Below are 21,423 nucleotides of genomic sequence, written 5' to 3'. Positions count from 1 at the left end.
TGGTGGCGGCGGCGGACACGGCGGCACAGATCAGCACGCTGATCCAACGGTGTCGCACGGGAGAACTCCTCTGGTCTCGGCGGGCGGACTCTCTGGGAGCGCTCCCAGATGCCAGGAGTTTCACTCGCTCCTCCAGGTGTGTCAAGGCTCACCAGTGGGTATGGAGAGGGGGTTGGGGGTGTGGCGTACCGGGTGACCTCGCTGTTTGCGGGGCGGTTACGGTTTCGCAACCTGGGAACGCTCCCGATGTGCCAGTGCGACGTTCCTACCAGCGAGAACGGGTCAAATGGCCTAGTGGCGCGTCCCGGAACGTCGGCGAGGTAATTCACGCTCAGCAGGGCGCCTCGCGGCACCGCCCCCGCGCCCCCGTACAACCAGTACGAGGACGCGGGGGCGGCACCACGATGCACCCGTCTGACCGCAAATTCCCCCGGCAACGTTCGGGCCACACCACTAGGTGACAAGACGAGGGCGTCCCCGGCACAACGTTGTGCCGGGGACGCGGCAGCGGTCCGGTCGCGGACCGGGGCTGGGATCGACGCGGAACGCCTGGGCGCGCAGAACGTTCCGCGTCGAGGCTTCGTCAGGGCTCCGCGCCCCATGCGAGCGCACCGGCCGAGTAGGCGGTGACGCGGTCGAAGTCGGTCAGCGCGGCGCTGACCCGGTAGCTGTGGTCGTCGGCCTGGTCGAAGGAGGACCAGTCGGACTTCGCCACCCGCAGCTGGATCTCGCCCGTGCTGCCGTTGGCGGCCAGGCTGCCCGAGGTGAAGGACACCTCCAGATACGCGTCGGCTCCCAGCCGCGGGGTGGTGAGCTTGACGACCTGTGCTCGCACGTTCGCGCAGCCGAGCTGCGCCCAGTCGCACCAGACCTGGTAGCCGGCCGACGGCGCGTCGCCGGTGAACCAGTACCGGACGGTCGTGGTCGTGAGGCTGACCGGCGTGCTGCCGCGGTTCGTCACCTGGAGCGTCGCGCCGACCTGGTTCGTCGTGGCCGCGCTCGTTCCCTTGTGCTGCACCGTGAGCGTGCTCCGGACGCCCGGCAGGGTGCGGGTGGTGACCGGGGTGCTCGCGGCGGAGACGTTGCCCGCCGCGTCTCTGGCACGCACCGAGAACGTGTACGGCGTGTCCGGCGCGAGTCCGGTGACCAGCAGGCTCGTCGTGGTCGCGGCACCGGCAACGGTGGTGCCGTTGAGGATTTCGTACCCGGTGACGCCGACGTTGTCGGTCGAGGCGGCCCAGCTCAGCGTGACGCTGGAGCTGCCGGCGTTGGACGCGGTCAGTCCGGTGGGGACGGTCGGTGGCTGGGAGTCCTCGACGCCGCCGCCGGGTTCCTGGCCCCACACCGTCTTCCCGTCCTGCCGCAGCACGATCCGGTCGGTCTGGACGACCGCGTTGCCGCTGCCGAGGCCCGTGTACGACCAGTCGTTGGCCGGGTCCCACGTGCCGGTGCTGGTGATGCGGAACTGCACTTCCTTGCGGTACGCGGACTGCCCGGCCGGTGCGATGCCGGTGCACGGGATCTCCACGTAGTACACCGCGCCGCGGTACTGCGTCGGCGCGCTCGCCGTGCCGCACTGGTTGTAGTTGGTGGTCACGGAGATCTGGCCGGGCGTGGTGGCGCCGTCGAGCGTGAAGAAGTACCGCAGGGTGCCGTTGAACGTGCGGGCCGGCCACGCGCTCTTGTTGAGCACGAACGCTTTGATCTCGGTGAACTGGGCGGCGCTCTGGTTCACCGAGGCCTGCACGGTGAGCTCGGGGCCGTCCGGGGTCTCCGCGGTGGGGAAGCTCGCCAGCGGAGTGCCGCCGAACTCCCGGTACACGCGGGCGAGCGCGCCGGTGAAGCCGGCGTTGTAGTCGAGCGCGACCTCGTTCATCACGTAGTCGCTGCGGCTGTCGGTGTAGGCGTCGTTGTTCGTGCTCGGCCCGCCGACCAACGCTCCGTAGAGCACGTGCCGGCTGGTGACGGGCTCCTGGATGCTGTCGGCCCACGAGCCGTGCGCGCCGCGGTGGTGCGGATTGCGCGGCGGGTTGGCACCGAAACCGACGACGTAGCTGGAGCTGCGCGGGTTGTCGCCGAGGGCGTAGTTGACCTGCCGGACACCGAAGTCGTGGTAGGTCCTGGCGCGCGTGCTGTCGCGAGTGGACAGCCAGTCCGAGTACACCAATGCGGCGAACGCGGTGTTGGCGGCGTAGCGCAGGGAACCCCAGCTGTCCAGCACGGCCTGGCCGCCGGGGGAGTAGCGCACCCGGTTGCCGTTGTGGCCGGTGGTCCAGAAGTCGAGCCAGCGGTTGGCGTCGGTGATGTAGGTCTGTTCGCCGGTCAGCTTGGCCATCAGCACGTAGGCCCCGTAGGACTTGTCGTCCCACGCGATCGTCCACCGGTAGGAACGCTCGGAGCTCTGCGGCTCGGTGCCGAGCTTCTGGTACTCCGTTTTCGCCTTGGTCAGGTAGCTCGCGTCACCGGTCGCGCGGTGCAGCCAGATCGCGCCCCAGACCAGCTCGTCCTGGTAGCCGCTCCAGGAGTTGTAGAAGTTCGCGGCGTCGGTGATGCACGAGCTGTACTTGCCGCGGTAGGTGTCCGCGAACGTGTAGAGCTGCTTGGCGTGCGTCAGCAGGGTGGCCGCGTAGGCGGGGTCGGTGGCCTGGAAGACCATCGAGGCCGACGCCATCGCGGCGGCGTACTCGCCGGCGAGGTCGGAGCCGGGACACGAGGGGTCCACTTTGTACGAAGGACGGGCCATCGGCATGACCTCGGCCGAGCCCCACCAGGCGTGGTCGGGGTTGCCCGCACCGACCTGGCCGTAGACGACGTTGGGGGACGGTGCGCCTTGATGATCCAGTCCGTGCCCCACTTGAGGTTCGCCATGAGGTGCTGGAGCTGACCGGAGTCGGCGTAGGCGGCCCGGTTCTCCACGGCGCCCCAGGCGAGCATCGACATGCTGAACGCGAACGGCAGCCCGAACTTCACGTGGTCGCCGGCGTCGTAGAAGCCGCCGGACAGGTCGAGGCCGACGTCGGAACCGTCGCGCAGTGCGGAGTCCGCGCGCCAGCTCACGCGGTTGCCCGCCGGCAGCTTCCCGGACCGCTGGGCGTCGTAGAACCAGATCGACTTCTGCAGCGCCTCCGCGTAGTTGAACGCGGGCGCGGCCTCGGCGCGCGGTGTCGTCGCACCGGCCAGTCCGGCGAGCAACACGACGAGTGCGGTGATGAGGGCTCGTGACCTGCGACTGAGCACGTTGAGCCTCCGATGACAGGTTTCGGATGCTTGTGGGAGCGCTCCCAGTTTTAGCGACTGTAACGGTCACGAAACCATTTCGGAAGGGGTGTCTGGTGAACGCGTTCGTTTTTCAGGTGACGGAAAGCAGCGGGCTACCCCGACTGGCACAGTGCGGATCTGGCCGTTTGACGTAACTTCTGGGCGATCGCCCCGGACGTGCGTTCTGTTGCTCATCACTGGAATGGTCCATCGCGGTGGACGATCGCGCACCGTGTGCATCTCCGCAGGTCCGTTCCGGTGGTCGTAGTTGCCGGAATGTCGCGCGATCGGCGTCGTCGACGGTCACGGCGCGTGCAACCTGACGTTCTCTCGAATATCGACCACAGTTCGACAGCGCTTTTCGATGCGCTATTCCGGGGTTACAGTCCGATTTCGCCTGGGAGCGCTCCCAGGTTCTGGATTCGGGGCTGGTGGGCGCGCCGGTCGGCACGGTGCGGCGTCGTGGCGGCCGGCGTGTCCCCAGCCCTGAAGTCCAGCCCTGGAAACCCCTGCCCTGCCAGGAGAGGTGTGTCGATGACCGGACTTCGCGACATGATCCGGCGGCGCGGGGTCGCACTGGCAGCGGCCATCGCGACCGTGGCCGCGACCGCCGGCCTGGCGGCGGTGAGCCCTGCTGCGGCGGCACCGGGCTGCCAGGTCGACTACACGGTGCCGAGCCAGTGGGCCGGCGGGTTCACCGGGAACGTGGCGATCACCAACACCGGTGACCGGATCAGCGGCTGGCGGCTGACCTGGGCGTGGCCGTCGGGCCAGCAGGTGACGCAGGCGTGGAACGCGACGGTCACGTCGTCCGGCAGCGAGGTCACGGCCGTGGACGCGGGCTACAACGCGGTGATCGAACCGAACGCCAAGGTGTCGTTCGGTTTCAACGGCAGCTGGTCCGGTACCAACACCGCGCCGCAGTCGTTCGCGCTCAACGGCGTGACGTGCACGAGCGGCCCCGGTACACCCACGACGACCACCACGACCACGACCACCACGTCGGGCGGACCGGCACCCGGTGACGCGATGGCGCAGGTCGCGGAGATGCAGCCGGGCTGGAACCTCGGCAACACGCTCGACTCCACTGGCAGCGACGAGACCTCGTGGGGCAACCCGCGCATCACGGAAGCGTTGCTGGACAACGTGAAGGCGCAGGGTTTCAAGAGCATCCGCATCCCCGTGACGTGGGGTCAGCACCAGGGCTCCGCGCCCGGCTACGCGATCGAGACGGCGTACCTGAACCGCGTCAAGGAGGTCGTCGGCTGGGCGCTGGCGGACGGCTTCCACGTGATGATCAACATTCACCACGACTCGTGGCAGTGGATCAACACGATGCCGTCCGACCGGGCCGGTGTGCTGGCCCGCTACAACGCGATCTGGACGCAGCTGGCGACGACGTTCCGGGACTCGCCGGCGAAGCTCGTGTTCGAGAGCGTGAACGAGCCGCAGTTCACCGGCAGCTCCGGTGACGCGCAGAACGCCCAGCTGCTGCACGAGCTGAACGCGTCGTTCCGCGACATCGTGCGGCGGTCGGGTGGCAACAACGCCAGCCGCCTGCTCGTGCTGCCCACCCTGCACACCTCGTCGGACCAGGCGCGGCTCGACGAGCTGGCGTCGTCGCTGAACACGTTCAACGACCGCAACATCGCGGCAACCGTGCACTACTACGGCTACTGGCCGTTCAGCGTGAACGTGGCGGGCGGTACGCGGTTCGACGCCACCGCGCAGAAGGACCTGACCGACTCGTTCGACCGCGTGCACAACACGTTCATCGCGCGCGGCATCCCGGTGATCCTGGGGGAGTACGGCCTGCTCGGCTTCGACCGCCACACCGGCACCATCCAGCAGGGCGAGAAGCTGAAGTTCTTCGAGTACTTCGGTTACTACGCACGCACCAAGAAGATCACCACGATGCTGTGGGACAACGGCCAGCACTTCGGGCGGACGTCGTTCCAGTGGAGCGACCCGGAGCTGATCGCGCAGATCAAGTCCAGCTGGACCACGCGCTCCGGCACCGCCTCCACGGACCAGGTGTTCAACGCCAAGGCGAGTGCGATCAGCGCCAAGACGATCACGTTGAACCTCAACGGGACCAGCTTCGGCTCGCTGCGCCAGGGTGCTGCGGAACTGGTGCGCGGCACCGACTACACGGTCTCCGGCGACCAGCTCACCCTGACCGCGTCGGCGCTGACGCGGTTGAGCGGCTCGCGCAACTACGGTACGAACGCCGTGCTCACCGCGCACTTCTCGCAGGGCGTGCCGTGGCGGATCAACATCGTGACCTACGACCCGCCGGTGCTGCAGAGCGCGACCGGCACGACCTCGTCGTTCGCGATCCCGACGGCGTTCCGCGGTGACCTGCTCGCCACGATGGAGGCGAAGTACGCGGACGGTTCGAACGCAGGCCCGCACAACTGGACTTCCTTCAAGGAGTTCGACCGGACCTTCGCGCCGAACTACACCACCGGCGTGACGACGCTGACGGCCGACTTCTTCGCCGAGGTCGGCGACAACAGGGAGGTGACCCTGACGTTCCACTACTGGAGCGGCACCAGGGTCACCTACCTCGTCACCAAGTCGGGCAGCTCGGTCACCGGGCGAACTGGAACCAGTTGACGTTCGCCAAGTCACCACCGGTGCCACCGGTCGCCACCAGGTAGAGCCGGTGGACGCCGGTGGCACCGCTCGCCGTCGCGGTTCGGCTCGTCCACGTCTGCCAGCCGCCGGTGCTCGCCGCCGACACGGTTGCGATCACCGGACCGGCCGGGCTGTCCAGCCGGTACTGCAGCGAGCCGTTCGCCGTCGAGCCGGACGCGATCCGCGTGGTCACCGAGGTCGGTGGCGTGGCTCCGAAGTCGACGTCCGCGTAGGCCACGTAGTCGCCCGGCGTCAGGTAGCCGACGTTCTGGCCGCAGCCCGAGTCGGTGCACCGCTCGACCTGCGTGCCGCGCTGCTCGTCGTAATACGAGGCGCCGATCATCGCGTAGGCGTTCTGCGTGGCCGGGAACTCCGCGCCGAAACCATGGGGGAACAACGGAGTCTTGCCGTCGCCGACGTTGATCGGCTGCTGGCTCGCGCTCTGCATCCACGTGAACGGCAGCGTGGCGGTCGGGCGGTGGTCGCCGAACAGGACGTCCGCCACACCGTTGCCCTCGGTGCCCGGCAGCCAGGCCGCGACCAGCGCGTGCCACTGCGGCAGCTGGGCGGCGATGTCCAGCGGACGGCCGGAGACGAGCACCACGACAACCGGGACACCGCTGGCGCGCAACGTGTTCAGCGTCGCCAGGTCCTCGCTGTCGAGCCCCATCGAGCCGGGCCGGTCACCCGCGCCCTCCGCGTAGGGCGTCTCGCCGATCACCGCGATCGCGGCCTGGTAGCTGCCGTCGATGCCGGTGCCGTTGCGGTGGTACGTCACCGTGGTGGACGACGACACGGCCGAGCGGATGCCTTGCAGCACCGTGGTTCCCGGCGTGACCGGACCGCTGCCGCCCTGCCAGGAGACGGTCCAGCCGCCGCTCTGGTAACCGATGTTGTCCGCGCTCTTGCCGGCCACGAACAGCTTGCCGGCCGTCTTCGGCAAGGGCAGCACGCCGTTCTGGTTCTTCAGCAGCACCTGCGACTTGCGCACGGCCTCGCGGGCGAGTGCCCGGTGCGCCGCGTTGCCGATGGTCGGGGTGTAGGAGCGGTCGGTCAGCGGCTTCTCGAACAGGCCCAGCTCGAACTTCTTGGTGAGGATGCGGCGGTTGGCGTCGTCGATGCGCGCCATCGGGACGCGGCCGGCCTGCACCTCGGCCGTGAGCAGCGTGATGAACTGCCGCCACTCGGTCGGCACCATGATCATGTCGAGGCCGGCGTTGACCGACGTGCGGACCTCGGCCGCGGTGAAGCCGGGCTGGCCGTCGATCTGGTCGATGGCGTTCCAGTCCGACACGACGAGCCCGCTGAAGCCCAGCTCGTTCTTCAGCACGTCGGTGATCAGGTACCGGTGGCCGTGCAGCTTCGTGCCGTTCCAGCTGCTGTAGGTGATCATCACCGAGCCGACGCCCTTCGCGATCGCCTCGCGGAACGGCGGCAGGTGGATCGCCCGCAGCTCGGCCTCGGTGAGCTGCGTGTCGCCCTGGTCGTCGCCGCCGGTCGTGCCGCCGTCGCCGAGGTAGTGCTTGGCGGTGGCCAGCACCGAGCCGGGGTCGGAGAGCTTCGCGCCCTGCAGGCCGGTGATCATCGTGGTCATCGACGTCGCGTTCTCCTGCGTCTCGCCGAACGACTCGTAGGTGCGGCCCCAGCGGTCGTTGCGCGCGACGCACAGGCACGGCGCGAAGTCCCAGTCGATGCCGGTGCCCGACACCTCCTCCGCGGTGGCCCTGCCGATCCGCTGCACCAGGCCGGGGTCGCGGGTCGCGCCGAGGCCGATGTTGTGCGGGAAGATCGTGGCCCCGACGACGTTGTTGTGCCCGTGCACGGCATCCACGCCGTAGATCATGGGAATGCCCAGCGGCGTGGCCCGCGCCGCGTTCTGGAAGTTGTCGTACATGTTCGCCCACGACGTGGCGTTGTTGGGCGACGGCGCGGAACCGCCACCGGACAGCAGCGATCCGATCCGGAAGTTGGTCAGGTCGGCGTTGCTCACCGCGCTTCGCTCGGCCTGCGTCATCTGCCCGACCTTCTCGTCCAGCGACATCCGGCTGAGCAGGTCGGCGACCCGCGCGGGGATCGGCTGTGCGGGGTCTTCGTAGATCGGATCGGCTCCGGCGGCGCTGGCGTTGGGAACTGCTGCGGCCGTCAGCAGGAGCACGGCCGCGAGGAGCTTTCTCATGGGCAGACCTCCGTTGCGGCACAAGAGGTTCCGCCGAGCCTAACGGCGCTCCCGGACCATCGGGGAACCGGAACTGCAACCGGTTCCCCGATGGCGGCCTTTCAGCGGCACCAGGATTCGACGGTCTGGTTGAACTCCGGGAACTCGGCCCGAGCCTTCGCCAGCACCTCGGCGGGCGTGCGGGGTGGCAGGCCGGAGTACTTCTCCGCCACGGCACGCAGTTCGTCGTGCGGCACCCCGCTGTCGGACCCGAACTCCACGGCCTCCTGCGGACCGACGCCACCGGCCAGCAGCCACAGGAACTCACCGAGACTCGTCGCCACGATCCCGGCCTCGCCCTCGGAGCCGAAGAACGCCACGGGCTGCTCTGCCAGCGCCTGTCCCGGCCGCACGAGCCAGCTCGCGACCAGCCCACCCGTGCCGTCCTTCCCGAAGACCCGGAACGCGGCGCCGTCGAGCTCCTCGTTGCCGGTCCAGGCTCTGATCCAGTCGGTGGTCTCTTTCGCCGAGTCGAACTCCTGGTACGGCTCGTAGTCGATGTTGCCCGGCGCCGGTTCCTCGGTCTTCTCGTCGTAGTCCCAGGGGAACTCGATGCTGCTCAACGCGGTGAGTGCGGCGGGGAACTCGTAGGTGATCTCCACGTGCGCACGGTACGGGTTGTGCTGCAACAACGGGAGCGTGGGATGCGTTGAGTCCATGAGCTCTAACGAGGAGATTTGCCATGCCCATGCTCAGATGGTGGGGTCACATCAACAAACGCGTGTTCAACCCGCGTGCGATCGGGAGCGGGAAGTGGCCCGTGCTGACCCACGTCGGCCGGTCGTCCGGCATGACCTGTCGGACACCGATGGACGCACATCCGGTCGACGGCGGCTACCTCTTCATCCTGGTCTACGGATCGGCTTCGGACTGGGTGCGCAACGTGCTGGCAGCAGGCAGCGCGCAGCTCCAGGTGGACGGCCGGACCGTGGACCTGACCGCACCCCGCGTCGTCGGCGAGGACGAGGCGTTCCAGGCACTCGCCGACCACGTGCAGCGGCCACCGAAAGCGCTCCGCATCAAGGAGTTCTTGCGAATGGACTTGGCTGTCGCGCCGCAGCCCGGAGCGGAATCGAGCACGCCAGCTCCAGAACCGCGATGAGAGAGCAGAGGAACAACGCGACCCAGGCACCACGCGCGGTCGTGACGGCGAAGTCGGGCCCGAACACCCCGTTGGTCAAGGGCCACAACGGAACCGGTGCCAGCGCCACGATGCTCGCGAGCACCCGTGTCCACATCGGACCCCGCCCGGCCAGCGCGTACCCACCCGCGATGCCGAACAACGGCAAGGCGATCGCCCCACCACCGACACCGCCCGCGAAGAACTGCCCGTCGAACGCGGCCGGCGACGCGAACACCCCGACCGCGAACAGCAACGGCGCCAAGACGAGCTTTTGGTTCTTCGCATGGCCGAGCAACGCACCCGTGAGCACGCCGGGCAACAGGATCTGCACGAACGTCCCGTACCAGCTGACCTGCGACTGCGGCCCGGCGAGCTCCGCCATCAGCCCGCGCAGGCCTGCGGCCCAAGCCAGGCCGCAGACCGCGCCGATCAGTGCGGACCTCACGCCGCGATCCTCGCCGTGGTGGCCACGACCGGACTGCGCAGCGCAACCCCCAGCAACACCACGCACAGCCCGTAAACGCCGACCCCGAGCGCGAGCCCGGCCGTGGCGGCGATCCCGACCAGCAACATCGACCAGATCCCGAGCGCCAGCGGCACGTACCGGCGCCAGTCCTGCCACACGCCGGCCTTGAGGGTGGTCACACCGCTCATCAGGAACCCGACGCCGGTCAGCAGCGTGCCGAGCCCGAACAGCGCACCGACGGCGGACGGACCCGCGGCGGACAGGGGTTCCGCGCGGAACGGGATCGACGCCAGCTCGGCGACGAAGAGCGCCGCCGTGCCGGTGATCGCCAGGCCGTTGCCGGCACGGGCGGTCTTGGACGGACCCGCCGCGCCACTGCGGGCGAACCCGAGCACGCCGACGAGCACCAGCGCGTGGAAGATCGCGTACGCGACGCACACGAGGATGAAGGTGTCACTGGGCCACGGGTAGTTCCACATCGTGTCCGGGACCGTGGTGGACGGCTGGACGACGAACACGGCGAGCAGCGCGGAGATGACGGTGGCGGTGCCTCCGGCGATTGCGCTCATTGCGTACATGGCGACCTCCCTTTGGGAATCAGGTGCCATGAAGGGTGCGGCTTGATACGGCGTGGGGGCATCGGCGCTCGCACCGAACCCGGTGCAGTGCCAGCACTGTGGCCGCACCCCTCCACTGCTGCGACGATGTGGCGGTGCCGACGCTGGTGTTCGCGCTGACCGTGATCGCGGAACTGGGTGCGATCGCCCTCGGATGGGGCCTCGAACCCGGCTACGACACGGTCATGTACGCGGCTTACGCGATCGTCATGGCCGGCGCCGGCGCGCTGATCGCCCGGCGCAGCGTCATCGGCTGGATCTTCCTCTGGTTCGCGTTGCTCAACGCGGTGGCCGCCGACCTCGGCCAGGCCTGGGGCCTGCGCGGCCTGCCCGCAGGGCCGATCGCGCTGTGGATCAGCCAGCTGAGCTGGTTGCCGAGCGGCTACGGCTGGATCCTCACCTTCGTGCTCTTCCCGGACGGCAAGGCCGGGAAGTGGTGTCCGGTGCTGTGGGCGGGTGCCGCGGGCATGGTGGCGGCGATGGTCGCCTGGGCATTCGGCCCGCACATGGGCCAGAGCTTCCCCGACGGCCGCAACCCGGTCCAGATCGAGGGCTTCCAGACCGGCGCTCTGCTGGCAACAGGCATGACGGTCTACCTCGGCGCGCTCGCGGCGTCGGTGATCGCGCTCGTGGTGCGGTTCAGACGATCCGAGGGCCTGCGGCGGCAGCAGCTGAAGTGGTTCGTGTTCGCGGCCGCGCTTGCGGGCGTAGGGCTCCCGTTGTCGTTCGCGCTCTGGTACGTCACGCCGGCCGCCGGAGTGATCGCCGCGGTGGTGCTGACGGGGCTGGTGGTCGCGGCGTGCCTGGCGATCCTGCGGTACCGGCTGTTCGACGTCGACGTCGTGATCAGCAGGACGATCAGCTACGGCCTGCTGACCGTGCTGCTCGTAGCCGCCTACGCGGTCACGGTCGTCGTGGTCGGCACCGCGTTCGGGCGTGGTTCGTCGTGGGCCACGGCGGCGGCGACGCTCGTGGCGGCGCTGGCGTTCCGGCCGTTGCGCGAGCGGGTGCAGGACGTCGTCGACCGGCGGTTCAACCGGGCCCGCTACGACGCGAAAAGGCGCATGAGCGACTTCCTGGAGGCATTGCGCGCCGGCAGGGCCGAGCCGGAGGACGTGGTGCCGACGCTGCGCGAGCTGTTGCAGGACCCGGAGCTCGAGCTGCTCGTGTACCTGTCCGAGAGCGAGGAACAGGTCGACCTCGATGGAAAACCGGCAGAGGCCAACGGGTCCCGTGTTGTGGTCGAGCGCGACGGACGGCCCGTCGGCGTGGTCGTCCACTCGACACCGCACGCGGCGTTGGTGCGCGAGGTCGTCGAGGCGGGCGGGCTCGCCGTCGAGATCGCCAGGCTGCGGGTGGAACTGCGCAGGCAGCTCGCCGAGGTGCGGGCGTCGAGGGCGCGCATCGTCGCCGCCGGTGACGCCGAACGTCGCCGCGTCCAGCGCGACCTGCACGACGGTGCCCAGCAACGGCTGGTCGCGATCGGGCTCGCGCTCAGGCACGCCCAGCACCAGCTCACGACCAGCACGCCGGAGCAGGCGGGGCACACGATCGACGACGCCGTGAGGGAGGTCGCGGTCGCCATCCAGGAACTGCGCGACCTCGCCCACGGCCTGCAGCTGGACGGCGGACTGCGGCCCGCGTTCGACGACCTGGCCCGCCGCACCCCGCTGCACGTCGAGGTGACCGCGCCGAAAGAGCGGTTCGCCGAGAACGTTGAAGCCGCCGCTTACTTCGTGGGCTGCGAGGCGCTGACCAACGCGGTCAAGCACGCTCAGGCCACCACGGTCGCGCTGACGGTCGCGCACGAAGCCGGAAACCTCGTGGTGACCGTGACCGACGACGGGATCGGGGGCGCGGCGGCCAAGGACGGCAGCGGCCTCACCGGACTGGCCGACCGGGTGGCCGCGCTGGGCGGCACGTTCACAGTCGACAGCGAACCGGGCACAGGAACCACAGTCATCGCGGAGGTGCCGTGCGAGTCGTGATCGCCGAAGACCAGGCGCTGTTGCGCGACGGCCTGGCCCGGCTGTTCGCGGACAGCGGCCACGAGGTCGTCGCCACCCTCGGCGACGCGACCGGGCTCGCCTCCGCGGTGTCCGCGTTCGCCCCCGATCTCGTCGTGGTCGACATCAGGATGCCGCCCACGTTCACCGACGAAGGTGCCCGCGCGGCCAGGGAGCTCAAGCAGAAGCACCCGAACCTGGGCGTCCTGGTCCTCTCGCAGCACGTCGAGGCGACCCACATGACGGAGCTGATCACCGCGGGCGGCTTCGGCTACCTGCTCAAGGACCGCGTGCTGGACGTGGCCGACTTCCTCGCCGCAGCCGACCGGGTCGCCCGCGGCGGCTCGGCACTGGATCCGCACGTCGTCGCCGGCCTGCTGGGACGCGGCTCGCTCGCCACCCTCTCCGAACGCGAACGAACCGTGCTCGAACTGATGGCGCAGGGACTCACGAACACCGGCATCGCGAAACGGCTGCAGCTGAGCGAACGCACGGTCGAGGCGCACGTGCGGCACCTGCTGATCAAGCTGGACCTGCCGTCCGACGAGGACGGTCACCGCCGGGTGCTGGCGGTGCTGGCCCACCTCAACGCGAGGTCCTGATGGACGTCCGCCAGCTGCGCTACTTCCTCGCCGTCGTCGACCACGGCAGCGTGAACAAGGCGGCGGCCGCCCTGCACGTTGCCCAGCCGTCGTTGTCGCAGGCCATTCGCGCGCTCGAACGCGATCTGGGCCTCGACCTGTTCCGCCGGGTGGGCCGGAAGCTGGTGCTCACGGACGCGGGCGAAGCGCTGATCGCCCCGGCCCGCCAGGTCGTGCGAGGCCTCGCCACCGCGCGGGCGAGCGTCAACGAGGTGGCCGGCCTGCGGGTCGGTCGCGTCGAGATCGCGGCCATGCCGTCGCAGTCGGTCGAGCCGCTCGCCCGCATGATCAAGACCGTCACTGAGCAGCATCCTGGCCTGTCGATCTCGGTGCGGGCGGCGTTCACGGCCGACGACGTGGTGCTGCTCGCGATTCATGTCGTGCACCTCCAGGCCGAGCTGGGCGGTCAGGCCTCGGCGGCAGCCGGGCTCGTCCGCCGGCGCCGGGTGGCCGTGCCACCGACGAGGCCCGCCGCAGCGATCCATCCCGCGAGCAACGCCGCCCAGGTCGGCTCCCACTCCGGCTGGCCGAGCCGCAGCACCCAGCTCACGCCGAACAGCACGAGGACCAGCGCGACCCCGAGATCACCCCCGGACGTGCGGACGGCGGGTTCGGCGAAGATCCGGTCGAGCCACTGGGCGGCCGTGACCGCGATGCCCAGCAGCAGGCCCGCGGTGATGAGGTGCCAGGCCGCCACCGCGGGCAGTCCGGTGAGCAGGTGCAGCACGTCGAGCCCGGCCGCGGCGGTGAGCAGGGCGAGGGGCAGGATGACCAGACGACGAAGCATGGGGGAGAGGTACCCCCGCGGGCCACCGGCTCACACGCCCGGCGCCACCAGTCCCGTCTCGTAGGCGAGCACGACGGCCTGAGCCCGGTCGCGCAGTTCCAGCTTCGCGAAGATCCGGGCCACGTGGGTCTTCACGGTCGCCTCGCTCAGGGTGAGGTCCTCGGCGATCTCGGAGTTGGACCGCCCGTGCCCCACCAACGTCAGCACCTCCCGTTCGCGCGGGGTCAGCAAGGCGAGATCCCCGTGCACGACCGGACCGCGCGCCACCGGTGCGGCGAACTGCTCGACCAGCCGGCGGGTGATCGACGGCGCGAGCAGGGCGTCGCCCGTCTCGACCAGGCGGACGGCCGCCACGAGATGCTCCGCGGTGACGTCCTTCAGCAGGAACCCGCTGGCACCGGCGGCCAGCGCGTCGTAGATGTACCGGTCGAGGTCGAACGTCGTCAGCATCAGCACCCGGCAGTCCGGCGACTCGCGCACGATGCGGCGGGTGGCTTCGAGGCCGTCCATGGTGGGCATGCGGATGTCCATCAGCACGACGTCCGGTTTCAGGTCCCGCACCGCCGTCACCGCCTCGGCACCGTCGGCCGCCTCGCCGACGACCTCGATACCGCCCGACGTCAGGATCATGCGGAACCCGATGCGCACGTACGCCTGGTCGTCGGCGATCACGACGCGCGGACTCATAGCGGAATCCTCGCGCGCACCCGGAACCCGCCGCCGAGCCGCCGCCGCGCGTCGAGGTCGCCGCCCAGCACGGCCACCCGCTCGCGCAACCCGAGCAGCCCGCGGCCCTCACCGTCCGATGTGGACACCGGCGCTCCCGACAGCACGCTGGGGCCGCTGTTCAGCACCTCGACCCGCAGGCAGTGGTCCGCGTACCGCACCGTCACGTCCGCTTTGCCGCCGTCGCCGTGCTTCAAAGCGTTCGTCAGCGCCTCCTGGACGATCCGGTACGCCGTGAGGTCCACTCCGGACGGCAACTCGCGCGGCTCGCCCGAGATGCGCACCTCCACCGGCAGTCCGGCGAAGCACATCCGGTCGACCAGCGAGCTGAGCCGGCTCAGACCTGGTTGCGGCGACAGCGGATCCTCCCCGTCGGCCGACGGGGCGAGCAGACCGAGCATGTGCCGCAGCTCGGTCATCGTGTCGCGCCCGGCGGACTCGACGGCCAGCAACGCGTCGGTCGCGTCCTCGGCCTCGGTGGCCAGCACCCGCCGCGCGGCCCCGGCCTGCACCACCATCACGCTCACGTTGTGGCTCACGATGTCGTGCAGCTCCCTGGCGATCCTGGCGCGTTCGGCGTCAACGGCCCCACGAGCGGCGCTTTCCCGCTCGCGCTCGAGCAACCAGCCGCGTTCTTCCACCGCACGGGTGTACGCGCGCTTCGCCATCGCCAGCCGTACCGCGAGAAACCCGGCGACCAGGCAGGCGGCGACCGCCACGATCAACTCCCACACACGATCACCCTCCCAGAGCACGAGGCGTGCGCGCATCACACCCCGGATGCAGCGGCTACATCCCCAGGATGACCCCGTCCGGCAGGTTACCTCCCCGGACTGATGCCCAGCCCGGCCGCGCCGAACAGGATGGCGGCCATGAACAACGACGCCGTCGTCGAAATAACCGACCTGCGCAAGGAGTACAGCGACTCGATCGCGTTGAACGGGGTGTCGCTGACCGTGCGCGCCGGGGAGGCCGTCGCGGTGATGGGCCCGTCCGGCAGCGGCAAGTCCACGCTGCTCAACATGATCGCGGGCCTGGACCGGCCGACGTCCGGCTCGGTGGTCGTGCACGGCACGGACCTGGGGGCGCTGGACGAGACCGGCCTCGCCCTGTTCCGCCGTCGCGGAATCGGCATGATCTTCCAGTTCTTCAACCTGCTCGACGACCTGTCGGCGCTGGACAACGTGGCGCTGGCCGCCCAGTTGACGGGCACGCCGGCCGGTCAGGCGCGCAAGCGGGCGCTGGAGCTGTTCGGTGAGCTCGGCATCGAGAACCGCAAGAACATCTACCCGGCGCGGCTGAGCGGCGGGGAACGGCAGCGCGTCGCGGTCGCGCGGGCGTTGATGAACCGGCCCGCGCTGCTGCTCGCCGACGAACCCACCGGGGCGCTGGACAGCCGGTCGGGGGAGCAGGTGATGGACCTGCTGCTCGACCTCAACCAGATCGGCCAGACGTTGCTGCTGGTCACGCACGACGAACGGCTCGCGACGCGGTGCGCCAGCCGGGTGATCGAGGTCGTCGACGGGCGGATCGCACGCGAGCAGAGCGTGGAGAGGGTGTCGTGAGCGCGGTCTGGACCGCCGCATGGGCAGCCGTCCGCCGCCGCGTGCTGCAAACGATCGTGATCGGCATCGTCGTGCTCGCCTCGACCGCGACCATCGTCATGGCCCTGGGCCTGCTCGAATCCGCCGCCGCACCGTTCGACCGCGCCTTCGCCACCCAGCAGGGCGCCCACCTCTCGGCCGCGTTCGACCCCACCAAGACCTCGGCAGACCAGCTGAAGCAAGCAGCAGGCCAGACCGTCTCCGCAGGTCCTTTCCCCCAAGCCACCGTGGACACGTCGGCCAGCCAGGTCTTCCTCGGCACGCTCACCGTGGCAGGCCGGGCAGATCCCGGCGGCCCGGTCGACCGCCTCACGATCTGGCGCGGCCGCTGGGCCACCGCACCCGGCGAGATCGTCCTCAACCGCACGCCGGGCGGCGAAGGCGGGAACAACCTGGGCTTCGAGATCAGCATTCCCGGACGCCCCAAGCTGACGGTCGTCGGGTTCGCCCACTCCGTCACGGGCTCCGCCGACGCCTGGGTGACTCCTGACCAGGTCAACGCCCTGCAGCCGACCGCGCTGCAAATGCTCTACCGGTTCCCGGACGCCGGCACGGCCGCGAAAGTCGCCGAAGGACAGAAGTCGGTGACGACCGGCATTCCGGAAGGCGCGCTGCTGGGCACGTTGTCGCACCTCACCGTCAAGGACAAGGCCACGTCCGAGCTGGGCGTGTTCATCCCGTTCCTGATGATCTTCGGCATCCTCGGGCTCGTCGTGGCCGTGCTGATCGTCGCCAACGTCGTGAGCGGCGCGGTGGTCGCGGGCTTCCGGCACATCGGGATGCTCAAGGCACTCGGGTTCACCCCAGGCCAGGTCATGGCCGTGTATCTGGTGATGATCTCGATCCCGGCGGTGCTCGGGTGCGTGCTGGGCACGGTCGCGGGCAACTTCTTCGCCAAACCGATCGTGCAGGACGCCGTCGAGGGCTTCGGCGTGACCGAGCTGAGCTTCGCGCCGTGGGTGAACGCCGTGGCGTTGCTGGGAATGCCCGCGCTCGTGGTCTCCGCCGCGCTCGTCCCGGCGCTGAGGGCCCGCGGACTGCCTGCCGCACAAGCGATCAGCGCGGGCACCACCACGCACACCGGGCGTGCGTTGAGGATCCAGCGCTGGCTCACCACAACTCCGTTGCCGCGCTCGGTCAGCCTCGGCCTCGGGGTGCCGTTCGCTCGCGCGGGCCGAAGCGCGCTGACGCTGGCGTCGGTCGTGTTGGGCGTCATGACCGTGACGCTCGCGGCGGGCCTGACGATGTCGGTCACGGCCTACGACAGCGCGGTCCGCCCGAGCTACGACGACCGCGTCGAGGTCCTGGCCGGACGACCTCCTGGCCTGCCGGTGATGCGCACACCGGAGATGGGCGAGCCGCCCAACGCGACGTTGAGCGACGCCGACGACGAGAAGATGCTGCGCTCGTTGCCCGGCACGGACGCGGTGCTGGCCGTGTCCCAGCTGGAGACCGAGGTCGCGGGCGGCACGCAGAACGCCACGATCTTCTTCTACCGCGGCGACACCGGCAAGCTCGGCCCGCGCGTGCTCACCGGGCACTGGCCGGACGGACCAGGCCAGGTCGTCGCCCCGTCGCGCTTCCTCAACCAGCGGGGACTGCAGGTCGGCGACACGATCACCGTGCAGGCCAACGAGAACCGGACCGAGCTGAAGATCGTCGGAGTCGTGCTGACCAACAACGAGGACGAGATCTTCGCCGACTGGAGCGCGCTCAACGTGCTCGCCCCCGGCACCCGCGCGCACTCGTACCAGGTCAGGTTCACGTCCGGCACGGTGCGGGAGACGTTCACGGCCGCGATCGCGAAGGGCGATCCGGGCCTGCGGGTCATGCCGCCGCGCGACGGCTCGTCGTCGACGGGCGTGATCATCGTCAGCGCCTCGGTCACGTTGACGCTGGTGCTGGGGTTGGTCGCGGCACTCGGCGTGTTCAACACGGTCGTCCTCAACGCCCGCGAACGCCGCCGCGACCTCGGGATGCTGAAGTCCATCGGCATGACCCCGCGCCAGGTCACGGTGATGCTGGTGACCTCCATGGGCGTGCTGGGCGTGCTCGGCGGACTCGCGGGGGTGCCGCTCGGCGTCGCGGCGCACCAGCTCGTCGTCCCCGCCATGGCGCACGCGGCCCAGTCGGATGCGGTCGACGTCCTCATGCAGGTCTACCACGCGCCGGCACTCGCACTGCTGGCTCTGGCGGGAGTCGTCATCGCCGTGCTCGGCGCACTCGTGCCGGCCAGGGGAGCGGCACGCCTCTCGATCGCCACCGTCCTGCACAACGAATAGGGGAAGCGTGAAACGGCTGATCGTTTTATCGCTCACGTTGTCGCTCACGAGCCCTGCTGTGAGCCACGCCGGGGGAGACGGCGCCACGATCCGGCGCACCTCGTACGGAATCCCGCACGTGCGCGCGGCCGACTACCGGAGTTCGGGGCTGGGACTCGGATACGCGTTCGCCGAGGACAACGCCTGCATGATGGCCGACATCGTCCTGACGCTGTCGGCGGAGCGCTCGCGGTGGTTCGGTCCGGAGGCGAAGACGGAGCTCGGCGACGACAACCTCGTCAGCGACCTCTACCACCAGCGGGTCAACCGGTCCGGCGTGATCGAACGGGCGCTGTCGGAACCGTCCCGGCAGGCTCGCGACCTCGTGCGTGGCTATGTCGCGGGCTTCAACCGGTATCTCGCCAAGACCGGTGTCGCGAACCTGCCCGACCCCAGCTGCCGGGGCGCGGCCTGGGTGCGGCCGATCACCGAGATCGACGTGTGGCGGCGCGTCCACCAGGTCGCGACCATCACGGGCGGTGAAGGACTGCAGGAACCCGTGGTGGCTGCCCAGCCTCCCGGGTCGCCGGCGCCGACCGCGTTGGTGCAGCGCGCCGAGCAACGGCCCGGCAGCAACGGCATCGCGCTCGGCCGCAACGCCACCAGCGGCACCGGCATGGTCCTCGGCAACCCGCACTTCTACTGGGCCGACGACTGGCGCTTCTACCAGCACCAGCTCACGATCCCCGGCGAGCTGAACGTCAGCGGAGCGGGTCTCTACGGAGTTCCGCTGGTCAACATCGGCCACAACGACCGCCTGGGCTGGACGCACACCGCGTCCGAAGCGCAGACCACGACCCTCGCCAAACTCACTCTCGTGCCGGGCGACCCGACCAGTTATGTCGTCGACGGCCGGCCGCGCCGGATGATCGCCGAACAGGTCGCGGTGTCCGCGCGACAACCAGACGGCAGCATCAAGCCGGTGACCAGGACGTTGTACCGAACCCCGGACGGCCCGGTCATCGCGGATCCCGGACCGTTGCGGTGGACGGACACCACCGCCCACGTGCTGCGCGACGCCAACCACGGCAACCTCGCGGTGGTCGACCAATGGCTCGCCATCGCCCGCGCCCGCAGCGTCCCCGACCTGCACCAGGCGCTCGTCCGCCACCAGGCGCTGCCGTGGGTGAACACGCTGGCAGCGGACTCCACCGGCGCCGCCTACTACGCCGACATCCAGGTCGTCCCGCACGTGACCGACGAGCAGCGAGCCCGTTGCGGTACCGGCCCGGACATCGGGTTCGTGATCCTCGACGGCAGCCGTGCGGAGTGCGGCTGGGGCACCGACCCCGACGCGGTGCGGCCGGGTGTGTTCGGCGCGCACCGGTTGCCGCACCTGATCCGCGACGACCACGCGAGCAACATGAACGACAGCCCGTGGCTGGCGAACCCGGCTGCACCGCTCACCGGTTATCCCTCGATCGTCGGGGACGACGGCGGAGAACGCTCTGCGCGCACCCGCCTGGGTCTGGACATGATCACCGATCGCCCTGCCTTCACGCTGTCCACATTGGAAGCCACGATGTTCGGCAACCGGAACCTCAGTGCGGAGGAGGGCCTCAAACCGGTTGTCGCGCTGTGCCAAGCGAATCCGACGCTGAACGGAGTCGACGTCCGCGCGGCGTGCGGCACGTTGGCGAACTGGAGCGGCACCGGCGACACCGGGGAGCAGAGCAGGGGAGCGTTCTTCTGGCGCACCTTCATCAGCCTGACGCGGCGGCCCGGCGTCAACCCGTGGCTGGTGCCGTACGACCCGGCTGATCCCGCCCACACCCCGCGCGGTCTCAACACCGCCGACCCCGGCATCGGGCGAGCTTTCGCCGACACCGTCAAGGCTTTCGCCACCGCAGGCGTGCCGGTCGACGTGAAGCTCGACGACGTCCAGCGCTACGAGGGCATCCCGATCCACGGCTGCCGCGGGCCGGAAGGCTGCTTCAACGTGATCTCGGTGCCCGGCGCACCACGGCCGTTGGATCAGATTCCCGATGTCCAGCACGGAACGAGCTTCGTGATGGCTGTGGAGCTGACCGGTGCCGGACCGCGCATGAGCTCGCTCCTGGTCTACGGCCAGTCGGCCAACCACGCGTCACCGCACCACCACGACCAGGCGCACCTCTACGGGCAGAAGAAGTGGGTCAGCGGACGGTTCTCCGAGCAGGAGATCGCCCGCGATCCCAACCTCACCGTGCGGTACCTGCGTTAGTCGCCGTGCGGGTCCGAGGCGTTGAGCGCGGCGACTACCTGGTCGTAGTCGCCGCGCGCTTCGCCGTAGCGCAGGAACTTCACCCGCTCGACCTGGATCTCCCGCACGTCGGGCTGCGTCTCGATGATGCTCATGACCTCGGCGACGTACTCGTCGAGCGGCATGGCGTGGTCGTTCTCGGCCTGGCCGGGCAGCAGGTCCGTCCGCACCGACGGCGGCTCCAGCTCGACGACCCGCACCGACGTGTCCGCGAGCTGCAGGCGCAGCGACTCGCTGAGCATGTGGATGGCGGCCTTGGACGCGTTGTAGCTCGGCGTCACCTTCAGCGGTGCGAAGGCGAGGCCGGACGAGACGGTCATGATCGTGGCGTCCGGCCTGGTCTGGAAGTGCTCGACGAACGCGGCGATCAGCCGGATCGGGCCGAGCACGTTGGTCGTGACGATGCCTTCTGCCGACTCCAGGAACGAATCGGCGCGGTGCCAGTCCTCGACCCGCATCACGCCGGCCATGGTGATCAGCACGTTCAGCGACGGGAAACGGGCGAGCACGTCCTTGGCCGCGGTCTGGATGCTGTCGGCGTCGGTGGTGTCGATCCGGACGGTTTCCAGCCCGTCGGCCGCGAGCTGCTCGAGCAGCTCGCTGCGGCGGCCACCGACGATCACGGTGTTGCCGCGCTCTCGCAGGGCACGGGCGAGCGCCAGGCCGATGCCGCTGGTGGCGCCGGGGATGAAGATGGTGTTTCCGCTGATGTCCATGCACCGAGCTTCGGACAGCGCGCCGAGCGGCGGCAGAGACCGCTCATCGGGGGATCGGCGA

General features: G+C 69.8%; 16 protein-coding genes and 3 pseudogenes. 8 read left to right on the top strand and 11 right to left on the bottom strand.

All coding sequences use genetic code 11. The annotated features are described in order from the left end of the window. Positions 1–583: 583 nt before the first annotated feature. Positions 584–1,876, bottom strand: a complete 1,293-nt coding sequence (locus tag DI276_RS27690) for a cellulose binding domain-containing protein (protein WP_232836967.1) — start codon at positions 1,874–1,876, stop codon at positions 584–586. Between the two features lie 12 nt (positions 1,877–1,888). After that, positions 1,889–3,195 (bottom strand): annotated as a pseudogene (locus tag DI276_RS52445) (glycoside hydrolase family 9 protein); the annotation flags it as partial. Positions 3,196–3,792: 597 nt separating this feature from the next. Between DI276_RS52445 and DI276_RS27685 the strand changes: the two are divergent. After that, complete coding sequence (locus tag DI276_RS27685; RefSeq protein ID WP_232836963.1) at positions 3,793–5,877, top strand: cellulase family glycosylhydrolase; 2,085 nt, start codon at positions 3,793–3,795, stop codon at positions 5,875–5,877. Here DI276_RS27685 and DI276_RS52440 read toward each other — a convergent pair. The 3 genes and pseudogenes from DI276_RS52440 to DI276_RS27675 form a co-directional block, all read right to left on the bottom strand. Further along, the gene (locus tag DI276_RS52440) at positions 5,852–6,241 is read right to left on the bottom strand and encodes a carbohydrate-binding protein (RefSeq protein WP_232836966.1); all 390 of its coding nucleotides are present in this window, start codon (positions 6,239–6,241) and stop codon (positions 5,852–5,854) included. The genes DI276_RS27685 and DI276_RS52440 overlap by 26 nt on opposite strands. A 24-nt stretch (positions 6,242–6,265) precedes the next feature. Next, positions 6,266–8,074 (bottom strand): annotated as a pseudogene (locus tag DI276_RS27680) (glycoside hydrolase family 3 protein); the annotation flags it as partial. A gap of 101 nt (positions 8,075–8,175) precedes the next feature. Then, positions 8,176–8,715, bottom strand: a complete 540-nt coding sequence (locus DI276_RS27675) for an SMI1/KNR4 family protein (protein WP_112268599.1) — start codon at positions 8,713–8,715, stop codon at positions 8,176–8,178. An 80-nt stretch (positions 8,716–8,795) separates the two neighbouring features. Here DI276_RS27675 and DI276_RS27670 point away from each other — a divergent pair, with 80 nt between their 5' ends. After that, on the top strand, positions 8,796–9,215 hold the full coding sequence (locus tag DI276_RS27670) for a nitroreductase family deazaflavin-dependent oxidoreductase (protein WP_112268540.1): 420 nt from the start codon (positions 8,796–8,798) through the stop codon (positions 9,213–9,215). Here the strand turns inward: DI276_RS27670 and DI276_RS27665 are convergent. Continuing rightward, a complete protein-coding gene (locus DI276_RS27665; protein WP_112268538.1) occupies positions 9,133–9,681 on the bottom strand; it encodes a hypothetical protein in 549 nt (182 codons plus the stop codon). The genes DI276_RS27670 and DI276_RS27665 overlap by 83 nt on opposite strands. Continuing rightward, entirely contained in the window at positions 9,678–10,280 is a 603-nt protein-coding gene (locus tag DI276_RS27660; RefSeq protein WP_157984980.1) for a hypothetical protein, read from the bottom strand. The genes DI276_RS27665 and DI276_RS27660 overlap by 4 nt, the downstream gene beginning before the upstream one ends. Before the next feature lie 134 nt (positions 10,281–10,414). Between DI276_RS27660 and DI276_RS27655 the strand changes: the two genes are divergently transcribed. From DI276_RS27655 to DI276_RS52435, 3 genes and pseudogenes are all read left to right on the top strand, one after another. Next, positions 10,415–12,307 carry a sensor histidine kinase gene (locus tag DI276_RS27655; protein ID WP_157984979.1) on the top strand — a complete coding sequence of 631 codons (1,893 nt, stop codon included), beginning with the start codon at positions 10,415–10,417 and terminating at the stop codon, positions 12,305–12,307. Beyond that, positions 12,295–12,927: a response regulator transcription factor gene (locus tag DI276_RS27650; RefSeq protein WP_112268532.1), complete on the top strand. Its 633-nt coding sequence runs from the start codon at positions 12,295–12,297 to the stop codon at positions 12,925–12,927. The genes DI276_RS27655 and DI276_RS27650 overlap by 13 nt, the downstream gene beginning before the upstream one ends. Then, positions 12,927–13,052 (top strand): annotated as a pseudogene (locus DI276_RS52435) (LysR family transcriptional regulator); the annotation flags it as partial. The gene DI276_RS27650 and the pseudogene DI276_RS52435, both read left to right, overlap by 1 nt. Before the next feature lie 320 nt (positions 13,053–13,372). On the opposite strand, the gene DI276_RS52430 reads toward DI276_RS52435, so the two are convergent. From DI276_RS52430 to DI276_RS27635, 3 genes are read right to left on the bottom strand one after another with little or no spacing between them, the layout of a single operon-like run. Continuing rightward, positions 13,373–13,753, bottom strand: a complete 381-nt coding sequence (locus DI276_RS52430; protein WP_232836968.1) for a hypothetical protein — start codon at positions 13,751–13,753, stop codon at positions 13,373–13,375. Between the two features lie 30 nt (positions 13,754–13,783). Further along, positions 13,784–14,440: a response regulator transcription factor gene (locus DI276_RS27640; RefSeq protein ID WP_112268528.1), complete on the bottom strand. Its 657-nt coding sequence runs from the start codon at positions 14,438–14,440 to the stop codon at positions 13,784–13,786. Continuing rightward, complete coding sequence (locus DI276_RS27635) at positions 14,437–15,249, bottom strand: sensor histidine kinase (protein WP_232836962.1); 813 nt, start codon at positions 15,247–15,249, stop codon at positions 14,437–14,439. Before DI276_RS27635 ends, DI276_RS27640 begins: the two co-directional genes overlap by 4 nt. Before the next feature lie 102 nt (positions 15,250–15,351). On the opposite strand from DI276_RS27635, the gene DI276_RS27630 reads away from it, so the two are divergent. The 3 genes from DI276_RS27630 to DI276_RS27620 are packed head-to-tail and all read left to right on the top strand — an operon-like array spanning position 15,352 to position 20,607. Then, on the top strand, positions 15,352–16,044 hold the full coding sequence (locus DI276_RS27630) for an ABC transporter ATP-binding protein (RefSeq protein WP_232836961.1): 693 nt from the start codon (positions 15,352–15,354) through the stop codon (positions 16,042–16,044). After that, positions 16,041–18,365, top strand: coding sequence for an ABC transporter permease (locus DI276_RS52425; RefSeq protein WP_112268526.1), 2,325 nt, complete (start codon positions 16,041–16,043; stop codon positions 18,363–18,365). The genes DI276_RS27630 and DI276_RS52425 overlap by 4 nt, the downstream gene beginning before the upstream one ends. 7 nt (positions 18,366–18,372) lie before the next feature. After that, complete coding sequence (locus DI276_RS27620) at positions 18,373–20,607, top strand: penicillin acylase family protein (RefSeq protein ID WP_198680945.1); 2,235 nt, start codon at positions 18,373–18,375, stop codon at positions 20,605–20,607. Here the strand turns inward: DI276_RS27620 and DI276_RS27615 are convergent. Next, entirely contained in the window at positions 20,604–21,362 is a 759-nt protein-coding gene (locus tag DI276_RS27615) for an SDR family oxidoreductase (protein WP_112268524.1), read from the bottom strand. The genes DI276_RS27620 and DI276_RS27615 overlap by 4 nt on opposite strands. Positions 21,363–21,423 lie beyond the last annotated feature (61 nt).

The organism is Lentzea terrae (assembly GCF_003265345.1).
Taxonomy (GTDB): domain Bacteria; phylum Actinomycetota; class Actinomycetes; order Mycobacteriales; family Pseudonocardiaceae; genus Lentzea; species Lentzea terrae.
Note: the sequence above shows the minus strand (reverse complement) of the source record. Positions and strands in the feature narration are given on the sequence as shown.

Bases quoted from the DNA above. Each gene is read 5' to 3' on its own strand.
- DI276_RS27690 (WP_232836967.1), bottom strand. From the start codon at position 1,876: ATGAACGAGGTCGCGCTCGACTACAACGCCGGCTTCACCGGCGCGCTC.
- DI276_RS27685 (WP_232836963.1), top strand. From the start codon at position 3,793: ATGACCGGACTTCGCGACATGATCCGGCGGCGCGGGGTCGCACTGGCA.
- DI276_RS52440 (WP_232836966.1), bottom strand. From the start codon at position 6,241: ATGATCGGCGCCTCGTATTACGACGAGCAGCGCGGCACGCAGGTCGAG.
- DI276_RS27670 (WP_112268540.1), top strand. From the start codon at position 8,796: ATGCCCATGCTCAGATGGTGGGGTCACATCAACAAACGCGTGTTCAAC.
- DI276_RS27660 (WP_157984980.1), bottom strand. From the start codon at position 10,280: ATGTACGCAATGAGCGCAATCGCCGGAGGCACCGCCACCGTCATCTCC.
- DI276_RS52430 (WP_232836968.1), bottom strand. From the start codon at position 13,753: ATGCTTCGTCGTCTGGTCATCCTGCCCCTCGCCCTGCTCACCGCCGCG.
- DI276_RS27640 (WP_112268528.1), bottom strand. From the start codon at position 14,440: ATGAGTCCGCGCGTCGTGATCGCCGACGACCAGGCGTACGTGCGCATC.
- DI276_RS27635 (WP_232836962.1), bottom strand. From the start codon at position 15,249: ATGCGCGCACGCCTCGTGCTCTGGGAGGGTGATCGTGTGTGGGAGTTG.
- DI276_RS27630 (WP_232836961.1), top strand. From the start codon at position 15,352: ATGAACAACGACGCCGTCGTCGAAATAACCGACCTGCGCAAGGAGTAC.
- DI276_RS27615 (WP_112268524.1), bottom strand. From the start codon at position 21,362: ATGGACATCAGCGGAAACACCATCTTCATCCCCGGCGCCACCAGCGGC.